This window comes from Salmonella sp. SAL04202 (assembly GCF_046550775.1).
GTDB classification, from domain to species: Bacteria; Pseudomonadota; Gammaproteobacteria; order Enterobacterales; family Enterobacteriaceae; genus Salmonella; species Salmonella enterica.
In genome coordinates this window covers 28,886-40,263 of the sequence record NZ_JBGDXK010000008.1, presented here as the reverse complement: position 1 = coordinate 40,263, position 11,378 = coordinate 28,886, and the positions used below count along the sequence as shown (strand labels likewise).

General features: G+C 52.4%; 12 protein-coding genes. 8 read left to right on the top strand and 4 right to left on the bottom strand.

All coding sequences use genetic code 11. The features are described 5' to 3' along the window. Positions 1-33 precede the first annotated feature (33 nt). The 3 genes from uvrD to corA all read left to right on the top strand — a co-directional run bounded on the left by uvrD (position 34) and on the right by corA (position 3,618). A complete protein-coding gene (gene uvrD / locus ACLJQJ_RS21885) occupies positions 34-2,196 on the top strand; it encodes a DNA helicase II (protein ID WP_000383436.1) in 2,163 nt (720 codons plus the stop codon). A 259-nt stretch (positions 2,197-2,455) separates the two neighbouring features. Continuing rightward, positions 2,456-2,512: a YsgD/CorL family protein gene (gene ysgD / locus ACLJQJ_RS21880; RefSeq protein ID WP_212723238.1), complete on the top strand. Its 57-nt coding sequence runs from the start codon at positions 2,456-2,458 to the stop codon at positions 2,510-2,512. Positions 2,513-2,667: 155 nt separating this feature from the next. Beyond that, the gene (gene corA, locus ACLJQJ_RS21875) at positions 2,668-3,618 is read left to right on the top strand and encodes a magnesium/cobalt transporter CorA (RefSeq protein WP_000947139.1); all 951 of its coding nucleotides are present in this window, start codon (positions 2,668-2,670) and stop codon (positions 3,616-3,618) included. 47 nt (positions 3,619-3,665) lie between these two features. Here corA and ACLJQJ_RS21870 read toward each other — a convergent pair whose 3' ends face one another. Beyond that, entirely contained in the window at positions 3,666-4,046 is a 381-nt protein-coding gene (locus ACLJQJ_RS21870) for a hypothetical protein (RefSeq protein ID WP_023139942.1), read from the bottom strand. A gap of 174 nt (positions 4,047-4,220) precedes the next feature. Here ACLJQJ_RS21870 and ACLJQJ_RS21865 point away from each other — a divergent pair, with 174 nt between their 5' ends. Then, on the top strand, positions 4,221-4,517 hold the full coding sequence (locus ACLJQJ_RS21865; protein WP_001156607.1) for a hypothetical protein: 297 nt from the start codon (positions 4,221-4,223) through the stop codon (positions 4,515-4,517). A 39-nt stretch (positions 4,518-4,556) separates the two neighbouring features. On the opposite strand, the gene rarD is transcribed toward ACLJQJ_RS21865, so the two are convergent. Further along, complete coding sequence (rarD, locus tag ACLJQJ_RS21860; RefSeq protein ID WP_000339081.1) at positions 4,557-5,444, bottom strand: EamA family transporter RarD; 888 nt, start codon at positions 5,442-5,444, stop codon at positions 4,557-4,559. 43 nt (positions 5,445-5,487) lie between these two features. Continuing rightward, positions 5,488-5,955, bottom strand: coding sequence for an acyl-CoA thioesterase YigI (gene yigI / locus ACLJQJ_RS21855; protein ID WP_001277136.1), 468 nt, complete (start codon positions 5,953-5,955; stop codon positions 5,488-5,490). Between the two features lie 164 nt (positions 5,956-6,119). On the opposite strand from yigI, the gene pldA reads away from it, so the two are divergent. The 3 genes from pldA to rhtC all read left to right on the top strand — a co-directional run bounded on the left by pldA (position 6,120) and on the right by rhtC (position 9,586). Then, complete coding sequence (gene pldA, locus ACLJQJ_RS21850; protein ID WP_001201692.1) at positions 6,120-6,989, top strand: phospholipase A; 870 nt, start codon at positions 6,120-6,122, stop codon at positions 6,987-6,989. Between the two features lie 83 nt (positions 6,990-7,072). Continuing rightward, positions 7,073-8,902 carry an ATP-dependent DNA helicase RecQ gene (recQ, locus tag ACLJQJ_RS21845; protein WP_001533487.1) on the top strand — a complete coding sequence of 610 codons (1,830 nt, stop codon included), beginning with the start codon at positions 7,073-7,075 and terminating at the stop codon, positions 8,900-8,902. Between the two features lie 63 nt (positions 8,903-8,965). After that, complete coding sequence (gene rhtC / locus ACLJQJ_RS21840; RefSeq protein WP_000980080.1) at positions 8,966-9,586, top strand: threonine export protein RhtC; 621 nt, start codon at positions 8,966-8,968, stop codon at positions 9,584-9,586. A gap of 39 nt (positions 9,587-9,625) precedes the next feature. On the opposite strand, the gene rhtB is transcribed toward rhtC, so the two are convergent. After that, positions 9,626-10,246 (bottom strand): homoserine/homoserine lactone efflux protein, encoded by a 621-nt coding sequence (gene rhtB / locus ACLJQJ_RS21835; RefSeq protein WP_000142523.1) that lies wholly within the window; start codon positions 10,244-10,246, stop codon positions 9,626-9,628. Between the two features lie 110 nt (positions 10,247-10,356). Here rhtB and pldB point away from each other — a divergent pair, with 110 nt between their 5' ends. Beyond that, positions 10,357-11,373: a lysophospholipase L2 gene (pldB, locus tag ACLJQJ_RS21830; RefSeq protein ID WP_000487685.1), complete on the top strand. Its 1,017-nt coding sequence runs from the start codon at positions 10,357-10,359 to the stop codon at positions 11,371-11,373. Positions 11,374-11,378 lie beyond the last annotated feature (5 nt).

Here is an 11,378-nt window from a genome sequence, read left to right as displayed (position 1 = left end):
TTTTAGTTTTCATGTTTTTACGCGGCGGTGCCAATGGACGTTTCTTACCTGCTCGACAGCCTTAATGATAAACAGCGCGAAGCGGTGGCCGCGCCACGTAGCAACATGCTGGTGTTGGCGGGCGCGGGAAGCGGGAAAACCCGCGTGCTGGTGCACCGTATCGCCTGGTTACTGAGCGTAGAAAACAACTCGCCATACTCCATCATGGCGGTGACCTTTACCAACAAAGCGGCGGCGGAAATGCGCCATCGTATTGGCCAGTTGATGGGGACCAGCCAGGGCGGAATGTGGGTAGGGACGTTCCACGGTCTGGCGCACCGCCTGCTGCGCGCGCATCATATGGACGCTAATTTGCCGCAGGATTTCCAGATTCTCGACAGCGAAGATCAGATGCGTTTGCTTAAACGCCTGATTAAGGCGATGAATCTTGATGAGAAGCAGTGGCCGCCGCGTCAGGCGATGTGGTACATCAATAGCCAGAAAGACGAAGGGCTACGCCCGCACCATATTCAAAGCTATGGCAACCCGGTGGAACAGACCTGGCAGAAGGTGTATCAGGCCTATCAGGAAGCGTGCGATCGCGCTGGTCTGGTGGATTTCGCCGAGCTACTGCTGCGCGCTCATGAACTATGGCTGAACAAGCCGCACATCCTGCAACACTATCGCGAGCGGTTTACTAACATCCTGGTGGACGAATTCCAGGATACCAACAACATTCAGTACGCCTGGGTTCGTCTGCTGGCGGGCGATACCGGTAAGGTGATGATTGTCGGCGACGATGACCAGTCGATCTACGGCTGGCGCGGGGCCCAGGTAGAGAACATCCAGCGCTTCCTCAATGATTTCCCCGGCGCGCAGACCATTCGTCTGGAGCAGAATTACCGCTCGACCAGCAACATCCTTAGCGCGGCGAACGCTCTGATTGAAAACAACAACGGGCGTTTGGGTAAAAAGCTGTGGACTGACGGCGTTGACGGCGAACCGATATCTCTGTACTGCGCTTTCAACGAACTGGATGAAGCGCGCTTTGTGGTTAACCGTATCAAAACCTGGCAGGACAACGGCGGCGCGCTTGCGCAATGCGCCATCCTTTATCGCAGCAACGCCCAGTCGCGCGTGCTGGAAGAAGCGTTATTACAGGCCAGTATGCCGTACCGGATTTACGGCGGGATGCGCTTCTTCGAACGCCAGGAGATCAAAGATGCGCTCTCTTATCTGCGTTTGATTGCCAATCGCAACGATGATGCCGCCTTTGAACGCGTGGTGAATACCCCAACGCGCGGTATCGGCGACCGCACGCTGGACGTGGTGCGTCAGACCTCGCGCGATCGCCAGCTAACATTGTGGCAGGCGTGCCGTGAATTGTTACAGGAAAAAGCCCTGGCCGGGCGTGCGGCCAGCGCGCTGCAACGCTTTATGGAACTGATCGACGCCCTGGCGCAGGAAACCGCCGACATGCCGCTGCATGTGCAGACTGACCGGGTGATCAAAGATTCCGGCCTGCGCACCATGTATGAGCAAGAAAAAGGCGAGAAAGGCCAGACGCGCATCGAAAACTTAGAGGAACTGGTGACGGCGACGCGGCAGTTCAGCTACAACGACGAAGATGAAGATTTGATGCCGTTGCAGGCCTTCCTCTCTCACGCGGCGCTGGAAGCGGGCGAGGGGCAGGCGGATACCTGGCAGGATGCGGTACAGCTGATGACGCTGCACTCGGCCAAAGGCCTGGAGTTTCCGCAGGTGTTTATTGTCGGCATGGAAGAGGGCATGTTCCCCAGCCAGATGTCGCTGGATGAGGGCGGGCGTTTGGAAGAGGAGCGTCGTCTGGCCTACGTCGGCGTTACCCGTGCCATGCAGAAACTGACGCTAACCTATGCGGAAACGCGTCGTCTGTACGGTAAAGAGGTCTACCATCGCCCGTCGCGTTTTATCGGCGAGTTGCCGGAGGAGTGCGTGGAAGAGGTCCGTCTGCGCGCCACCGTCAGTCGTCCGGTGAGCCATCAACGAATGGGAACGCCGCTGGCGGAAAACGACACAGGCTACAAACTCGGCCAACGCGTGCGCCATGCGAAGTTCGGCGAGGGAACTATTGTCAACCTGGAGGGCAGCGGCGAACATAGCCGGTTGCAGGTGGCTTTTCAGGGGCAAGGGATCAAATGGCTGGTTGCCGCATATGCGAAGCTGGAAACGGTTTGACCGACTCTCATATTGCCGGATGACGCCTCTTATCCGGCCTACGCGCTGGCTAACATTTTGATTTGTAGGCCGGATAAGGCGAAGCCGCCATCCGGCGATATATTGATGTTAATATTCTGAAATCATAGATAAATACTCTCACTCTGCTAACCTTTCTGCATAAGGGGAAATTATTGCTTTTTCGCGTTTCGTTGCGTGTTGACGGCAAATTTTTGCTGGCGTAACATGCGCCCACGATTACGCTAAGAGGACATTCGCCTTGGACACACCCAGTAGATACTGGCTCATTATCCTGTCATCCAGGATCAACTCCTAAGGCTATCCCTTTTTGCTGATAGCCTTAGCGGTTGTCAGCGACCTTTCATTTTTTCCCGTCGCGTTGAGTCAGGCTGTTTAATGGTCTGAAACCCAATTTGTTTCTGTGTGCCCATCTGAACTGTCCGATATTTTTACGCATTGGGAGTCCCGGTCATGCTGAGCGCATTTCAACTGGAAAAAAACCGACTGACCCGGCTGGAAGTCGAGGAGTCACAAAGCCTGATTGATGCCGTATGGGTCGATTTGGTCGAACCGGACGACGACGAGCGATTGCGCGTACAATCTGAGCTGGGCCAGAGTCTGGCGACGCGTCCTGAACTGGAAGATATCGAAGCATCCGCGCGCTTCTTTGAAGATGAAGACGGACTGCATATCCACTCCTTCTTCTTCTTCGAAGATGCGGAAGATCATGCCGGTAACTCTACGGTGGCATTCACTATTCGCGATGGCCGTCTGTTTACGCTGCGTGAACGCGAACTGCCCGCCTTCCGTTTGTATCGTATGCGCGCCCGCAGCCAGGCGATGGTCGACGGTAATGCTTATGAACTACTGCTCGATCTGTTCGAAACCAAAATTGAACAGTTGGCGGATGAAATCGAAAACATCTACAGCGATCTGGAAAAACTGAGCCGCGTCATTATGGAAGGGCATCAGGGCGATGAATACGACGAAGCGCTCTCCACGCTGGCGGAGCTGGAAGATATCGGCTGGAAGGTACGCCTGTGTCTGATGGATACCCAGCGCGCGCTGAACTTCCTGGTGCGCAAGGCGCGCTTACCGGGCGGACAGCTGGAGCAGGCGCGTGAGATCCTGCGCGATATCGAATCTCTGCTGCCGCACAATGAATCGCTGTTCCAGAAGGTGAACTTCCTGATGCAGGCGGCGATGGGTTTCATCAACATTGAGCAGAACCGCATTATCAAAATCTTCTCGGTGGTTTCCGTGGTGTTCCTGCCGCCGACGCTGGTCGCTTCCAGCTATGGGATGAACTTCGAGTTTATGCCGGAACTGAAGTGGAGCTTTGGTTATCCAGGCGCGATTATCTTTATGATTCTGGCGGGGCTTGCGCCGTATCTGTACTTTAAGCGCAAGAACTGGTTGTAAAATCAACGGACTGGCGATTTAACCGCCAGTCCGTTGGAAGTTCTTCATCATGAGGAAAGTTCTTGTTTTGAAGAAGCGATGAAAGATAACAGTAGTGTTGTGAGTATTACCCAGGCAATATTGAGTTGTATACCAATATTATCGCAATCAGCCCCATTGAGTGCGACACTGACTGTACAGAAGACATTTACACCTATAGACAATGCGATGAAATAAAGTGCCCTGCAACCTGAATCTCTGATTCTCTTCGCGCCAATATTAATATGGATATAGGTATTGACAATAATAAATATTAAATCAAGATATTGGTTTTTAGGCATTATAGTAAATAATATTATCCATGATGATAATGTATAAATAACAAACTTTGCTCGCTTCAATGTATCCTTGGGGGAAGGGTGAAAAATATCTTTAATAATCCTAATCATATTATTTTTTCCATATTGATAACCAACTTCAGGTCTCACATGTAAATATATCACACTGAATTTTCTAATGACAGTAATGGTAAATAATGGCATGATAATTACGTTGCACAGCAATAGATAATAATTAAATATATTATCTGGTAATTAACAATTTCAATGAATGGATTTCATAAAATGCAAGAGAAAAATTTCTGGCAAGTTTATTTTGGTAAAGACCCTTTTTCTAAAGCCGAATTCATTAAAGCCTGGATTGGATGGTGGGTGATTGCTATTGTCCTACTCGTTGTACTGTCGATTTGTACTTCATTAAATTTGAGGGGGATTGGAATAGCGTTGGGATTCGGCTTTTGCCAGATCCATGCCCGTTATTTAACGTTTGTTGGTTGGAATAAGTTTATTGGTGTGTTGGGCGTGTTTCCAGTAACAAATATTATATTATTTATTGTATTGCTATTTACTAAAAAGAAATAACATAAAATGGCAGCCAGATAATAGCTGCCATTTTATTATTTAATGCTTACGCCGCTGCGTATAAATCGCATCCATCACGAAAATCGCCAGCGCGACCCAGATAAACGCAAATGTCACCATCTTATCCGCGCCCGGCACTTCGCCATAAAACGTCACCGCCAGTAAAAACATCAGCGTTGGGCCGATATACTGGAAAAAGCCCAGTGTAGAAAGACGCAGACGCGTAGCCGCTCCGGTGAAGCACAGCAGCGGAATCGTAGTGACCACACCCGCCGCCATTAACAGCAAGTTCAACGATAGTGCGTTTTGCCCCATATGGCTGGTAGGGCTATCGGCGATGCCAAACAGATAAATCGCGGCGACCGGCAACAGCCATAGCGTTTCGACCAGCATACCCGTCTGCGCTTCAACGGCGATCTTCTTACGCACCAGGCCGTAAAACGCAAAACTAAACGCCAGCCCCAGCGCGATAATCGGCAGCGAGCCAAAGGTCCAGAGTTGCACCAGCACGCCGCACACCGCCAGAATCACCGCCAGCCACTGCATTCGACGGAAGCGTTCGCCAAGAAAAATCATCCCCAGCAAGATGTTAACCAGCGGATTAATGAAATAACCCAGGCTGGCCTCCAGCATATGGTGATTATTTACCGCCCAAATGAACAATAGCCAGTTACCGCCGACCAGTACGGCGGACAGGGCCAGCAGGAAAATCTTCTTTGGCGTTTTCAGTAAACGCTTAACCTGTCGCCACTGCCGGCTGACGCTAAGCAGCGCCACCATAAAGAAAAATGACCAAATCACGCGGTGCGTCAGGATCTCATCTGCGGGAACGTAATAGATCAGCTTGAAATATGCGGGGGCGATCCCCCAAATAAAATAGGCGGCAAGAGCGAGTAATACGCCCTGCCGTGTTTGTTTTGCGTCCATCCGGAAAACTCGTATCTGAAGTGTAACAACAGTTTACCTGCTTTTATCCCACCATATAAGTAGCGGTGGCGCTGGCGATGTACAGCTGATCTTCATTGTGTAATTCCACGCGGGCGACGGCCACTTTATTCCCTGCGCGCAGCAGGCTACTGGTGGCCGTAAAGCGGTTGCCTCTGCCCGGACGCAGGTAATCGACGCGCAGGTCAATCGTTCCCATCCGCGACAGGCGCTGGCGTAGTTCATCTTCGCTGATGGTTTCGTGGCGAGTTAGCGTGCTGCCGACGCATACCAGTCCGGCGGCGACATCCAGCGCAGAGGCGATCACGCCGCCGTGTAAAATGCTTTGCGCCCAGTTGCCGACCATCATCGGCTGGTTGTTGAAGGCCAGTTGGGCGAACGCTTTTTCATAGCGTTCCAGCTCCAGCCCTAACGCCCGATTAAACGGCATGTGGTAGACAAACATTTCACCCACTAATTTCAGAGCTTGTTCAGCGGTAAGTACAGCGGACATAGATTCCTGACACCTCATTGGTTAATGAAATGTTGATATTATGCTTCTTAATTGTTGTTTTCTACTTTAAGAAGGGATAACTAACGGCTATGTGTGTAAATATGTAAAAATGGTTGGCAGAGAATGATTCAAGCTGAAAATACTTCGTCAGGAGAACGTCAAGAATGCGGGCGATTTTGAGAGGGTTGTTGCCAGCCACGCTACTGCCATTAGCGGCATATGCACAAGAAGCTACGATAAAAGAGGTTCATGATGCGCCTGCAGTACGGGGAAGTATCATCGCTAACATGCTACAGGAGCATGATAACCCTTTTACGCTTTACCCCTATGACACGAACTACTTGATCTACACGAACACCAGCGATCTGAACAAAGAGGCCATAAGTACCTACAACTGGTCTGAAAACGCACGTAAAGATGAAGTGAAGTTTCAGTTGAGCCTGGCGTTTCCGCTGTGGCGCGGAATACTGGGGCCGAACTCGGTACTGGGCGCTTCCTATACGCAGAAATCCTGGTGGCAGCTTTCCAACAGTAAAGAGTCTTCGCCGTTTCGCGAAACCAACTACGAACCGCAGCTTTTTCTTGGTTTTGCTACCGATTATCGCTTTGCCGGCTGGACGCTGCGCGACGTAGAGATGGGCTACAACCATGACTCTAACGGACGTTCGGACCCCACCTCGCGTAGCTGGAACCGTCTGTATACCCGTCTGATGGCCGAAAACGGTAACTGGCTGGTAGAGGTTAAACCGTGGTACGTGATTGGCAGTACCGATGATAATCCGGACATCACCAAATATATGGGTTATTACCAGCTTAAAATCGGTTATCACCTGGGCGAGGCGGTATTAAGCGCCAAAGGCCAGTACAACTGGAATACAGGCTACGGCGGCGCGGAAGTTGGATTAAGCTATCCGGTCACCAAACATGTCCGGCTTTATACCCAGGTGTACAGCGGCTATGGCGAATCGCTGATCGACTATAATTTTAATCAGACACGTGTCGGCGTCGGCGTGATGCTTAACGATATCTTCTGATTGGATTGTGTTTTAAACATTGCAGTTTCTCTCGCAGGCGCTGAAAATAGCGCCTGTTTTGATTTATGGTGAACGGGGTTAATGTGGCGCAGGCGGAAGTGTTGAATCTGGAATCAGGGGCCAAACAGGTTTTACAGGAAACCTTTGGCTACCAACAGTTTCGCCCGGGCCAGGAAGCGATTATTGATACTGCGCTCTCCGGTCGCGACTGTCTGGTCGTCATGCCCACCGGCGGCGGCAAATCTCTGTGCTATCAAATCCCCGCGTTGTTGCTGGACGGATTGACCGTCGTCGTTTCGCCCCTGATCTCGTTGATGAAAGACCAGGTCGATCAGCTACTGGCGAACGGGGTGGCGGCGGCCTGCCTGAACTCCACTCAAAGCCGCGAGCAGCAGCTTGAGGTGATGGCGGGGTGCCGTACCGGACAGATTCGTCTGCTGTATATTGCGCCGGAACGCCTGATGCTGGACAACTTTCTTGATCATCTGGCGCACTGGAATCCGGTATTGCTGGCGGTGGATGAAGCGCACTGTATCTCGCAATGGGGACATGATTTCCGTCCGGAATATGCGGCGCTCGGTCAGCTTCGCCAGCGTTTTCCCGCTTTGCCGTTTATGGCATTGACCGCCACCGCCGACGACACCACGCGCCAGGATATTATTCGTCTGCTTGGGCTTAACGATCCGTTAATCCAGATCAGTAGCTTTGACCGACCGAATATCCGCTACATGCTGATGGAGAAGTTTAAGCCGCTCGACCAGCTAATGCGCTATGTTCAGGAGCAACGCGGCAAATCGGGTATCATCTACTGCAACAGTCGGGCGAAAGTGGAAGATACCGCCGCGCGCTTGCAAAGTCGCGGCATTAGCGCGGCGGCCTATCATGCGGGGCTGGAAAACGCTATTCGCGCCGATGTGCAGGAAAAATTTCAGCGCGACGATCTGCAAATCGTGGTGGCGACCGTCGCTTTTGGAATGGGCATAAACAAACCTAACGTACGTTTCGTCGTGCATTTCGATATCCCGCGCAATATTGAATCCTACTATCAGGAAACGGGCCGCGCCGGGCGCGACGGACTGCCTGCGGAAGCCATGCTATTTTACGATCCGGCTGACATGGCCTGGCTACGTCGTTGTCTGGAAGAGAAACCAGCCGGACAGCTTCAGGATATTGAACGGCATAAACTGAATGCGATGGGCGCTTTTGCCGAAGCGCAAACCTGCCGCCGCCTGGTATTGCTTAATTACTTTGGCGAAGGCCGACAAGAACCGTGCGGCAACTGCGATATCTGTCTCGATCCGCCCAAACAATATGATGGCTTAAACGATGCCCAGATTGCGCTTTCTACCATTGGTCGGGTTAACCAGCGTTTTGGCATGGGCTACGTTGTCGAGGTGATCCGCGGCGCGAATAACCAACGCATCCGCGATTTCGGTCATGACAAACTCAAGGTTTATGGCATGGGACGCGAAAAGAGCCATGAGCACTGGGTGAGCGTGATTCGCCAGCTCATTCATCTGGGGCTGGTAATGCAAAATATTGCGCAGCACTCCGCATTACAGCTGACGGATGCCGCGCGTCCGGTACTCCGTGGAGACGTTCCGCTAAAGCTTGCGGTGCCGCGCATCGTCGCCCTCAAACCCCGCGTGATGCAGAAATCGTTCGGCGGTAATTACGATCGCAAATTGTTCGCTAAGTTGCGCAAGCTGCGTAAAGCTATCGCTGATGAAGAGAATATCCCGCCGTATGTGGTCTTTAACGACGCCACGCTGATAGAAATGGCGGAACAGATGCCAGTTTCCGCCAGCGAGATGTTAAGCGTTAACGGGGTTGGGATGCGCAAACTGGAGCGCTTCGGGAAAGAATTCATGGCGCTCATCCGCGCGCATGTCGATGGTGATGACGAAGAGTAGTCAGCCCGGCAAAAAAGTGCCAGGATGGTGACTCACTGAACTATTTCCCCGCGAGCCATTTTTATGATGATGCTATTTTTCACCGTGGCAATGGTGCACATCGTTGCGCTAATGAGCCCCGGCCCCGACTTTTTCTTCGTGTCTCAAACTGCTGTCAGCCGTTCGCGTAAAGAAGCGATGATGGGCGTACTGGGCATTACCTGCGGCGTGATGGTATGGGCGGGCGTGGCGCTGCTTGGCCTGCATCTCATCATCGAAAAAATGGCCTGGCTGCATACGATCATTATGGTAGGCGGCGGCCTGTACCTGTGCTGGATGGGCTATCAGATGCTGCGCGGCGCGCTGAAAAAACAGGATGCGGCGGCGTCTTCTCCGCACATTGAACTGGCGCAGAGCGGGCGCAGTTTTCTCAAAGGGCTGTTGACCAATCTGTCGAATCCTAAAGCGATTATCTATTTTGGTTCCGTTTTTTCACTGTTTGTCGGCGATAACGTCGGCGCTGCGGCGCGCTGGGGTATTTTCGCGTTAATTACCCTGGAAACGCTGGCCTGGTTTACCGTAGTCGCCAGCCTGTTCGCGCTGCCGAAAATGCGCCGCGGCTATCAGCGTCTGGCGAAATGGATTGATGGTTTTGCCGGCGCTCTGTTTGCGGGCTTTGGTATTCACCTGATTATTTCGCGCTAATTTACCTCCGGGCCGGATAAACATCATCCGGCACGACTATCACGCGTGTCTTGCCGACGCCAGGAGCGCGCCTACCAGCATAAACAACGAACCAAACGCTTTATTCAGCGCCTTCATCTGCTTTGGTCCTTTAATCCAGGCGGCAATGCGCTGCGCCAGCGTGGCGTAACCGGTCATCACAATCATATCCACCACAATCGTAGTGACGCCGAGAATGAGGTACTGCGCCAGTTGCGGTTGCTGCGGCATGATGAATTGCGGAAACAGGGCGGCAAGAAAGACAATACTTTTGGGATTGGTTAGATTGACAAATATCGCCCGTTTGAACAGCCGACCCCGCGATTGCGTCTGGGCGAGAGTATGCAGATCGATAGCGCCTGCGGCGCGCCACTGCTGGATGCCCAGCCAGATAAGATAAGCCGCGCCAGCCCATTTCAGAATTTCAAAAGCAAGGAGAGAGCGCGAAAAGAGCGTACCCAGTCCGACGCCCACCAGTACGATATGTATCCCCAGTCCGGTCTGGAGTCCGGCGATAGAAGCCGCTGCGCCACGATATCCATGGTTGATAGACGTCGTCATGGTATTGATGGCGCCTGAACCCGGAGAAAGACTCAGCAGAGTTGAGGTCAGTAGATAGGCGAACCACCATTCAAAGGTCATGCGAAACTCCCTGGTTGTCTGTTTTTGTGCCACAATACGCTACTGCCGCTGTGTTGTGTCAGGCACGACGCAAAAAACGATTTTACCTGGTAAACGAGGCCGAAAACCCGATGTTTCAGCAGCAAAATGACTGGGAAACAAGAGAAAATGCGTTTGCCGCTTTTGCTATGGGGCCGCTGACCGATTTCTGGCGTCAGCGGGAAGAGGCGGAGTTTATCGGCGTGGGTAACATTCCGGTGCGCTTTGTCCGTTTTCGGAATGATTCCAACGATCGGACGATCGTCATTTGTCCTGGCCGCATTGAGAGTTATGTAAAATACGCTGAACTGGCGTATGACCTTTTTCATCTCGGTTTTGATATCTTCATCATCGACCACCGTGGTCAAGGGCGCTCCGGGCGGATGTTATCGGACCCGCATCGGGGTCATGTCGATCATTTTAACGATTATGTTGAGGACTTAGCGGCGTTCTGGCAGCAGGAAATTGAGCCGGGGCCGTGGCGTAAGCGTTATATCCTGGCGCACTCAATGGGGGGCGCGATAGCCACTCTGTTCCTGCAACGCCATCGTGTGCGGTGCGACGCTATTGCGCTCACCGCGCCGATGTTTGGTATTGTGATACGCTTGCCTTCCTTTATGGTGCGCCATATTCTCGACTGGGCTGAAGGGCACCAGCGTATCCGTGAAGATTACGCTATTGGTACCGGTCAGTGGCGGGCGTTGCCGTTTGGGATGAATGCGCTGACCCACAGCCGCCAGCGTTATCAGCGCAACTTACGATTTTATGCCGACGAGCCGCAGCTGCGCGTTGGCGGCCCCACCTGGCATTGGGTACGCGAAGGCATTCTGGCGGGTGAGCAGGTTCTGGCTGGGGCGAGCGATGACACGACGCCTACGCTACTGATTCAGGCGGAAGAAGAGCGGGTAGTGGATAACCGCACCCACGATCGTTTTTGTGAAATTCGCGCCGCGGCGGGATACCCTTGTGAAGGGGGAAAACCGCTGGTTATCAAAGGCGCGTACCATGAGATCCTTTTTGAAAAGGACGCCATGCGCTCAGTCGCGCTTAACGCCATTGTTGAATTTTTCAACAAGCCTAATTTATCCAGCGGAAATCGCTTTGCTTAGAGGTT

Excerpts from the sequence above, each read along its gene's own strand:
- uvrD (WP_000383436.1), top strand. The coding sequence starts at position 34 with ATGGACGTTTCTTACCTGCTCGACAGCCTTAATGATAAACAGCGCGAA.
- corA (WP_000947139.1), top strand. The coding sequence starts at position 2,668 with ATGCTGAGCGCATTTCAACTGGAAAAAAACCGACTGACCCGGCTGGAA.
- ACLJQJ_RS21870 (WP_023139942.1), bottom strand. The coding sequence starts at position 4,046 with ATGATTAGGATTATTAAAGATATTTTTCACCCTTCCCCCAAGGATACA.
- ACLJQJ_RS21865 (WP_001156607.1), top strand. The coding sequence starts at position 4,221 with ATGCAAGAGAAAAATTTCTGGCAAGTTTATTTTGGTAAAGACCCTTTT.
- rarD (WP_000339081.1), bottom strand. The coding sequence starts at position 5,444 with ATGGACGCAAAACAAACACGGCAGGGCGTATTACTCGCTCTTGCCGCC.
- yigI (WP_001277136.1), bottom strand. The coding sequence starts at position 5,955 with ATGTCCGCTGTACTTACCGCTGAACAAGCTCTGAAATTAGTGGGTGAA.
- pldA (WP_001201692.1), top strand. The coding sequence starts at position 6,120 with ATGCGGGCGATTTTGAGAGGGTTGTTGCCAGCCACGCTACTGCCATTA.
- rhtC (WP_000980080.1), top strand. The coding sequence starts at position 8,966 with ATGATGATGCTATTTTTCACCGTGGCAATGGTGCACATCGTTGCGCTA.
- rhtB (WP_000142523.1), bottom strand. The coding sequence starts at position 10,246 with ATGACCTTTGAATGGTGGTTCGCCTATCTACTGACCTCAACTCTGCTG.
- pldB (WP_000487685.1), top strand. The coding sequence starts at position 10,357 with ATGTTTCAGCAGCAAAATGACTGGGAAACAAGAGAAAATGCGTTTGCC.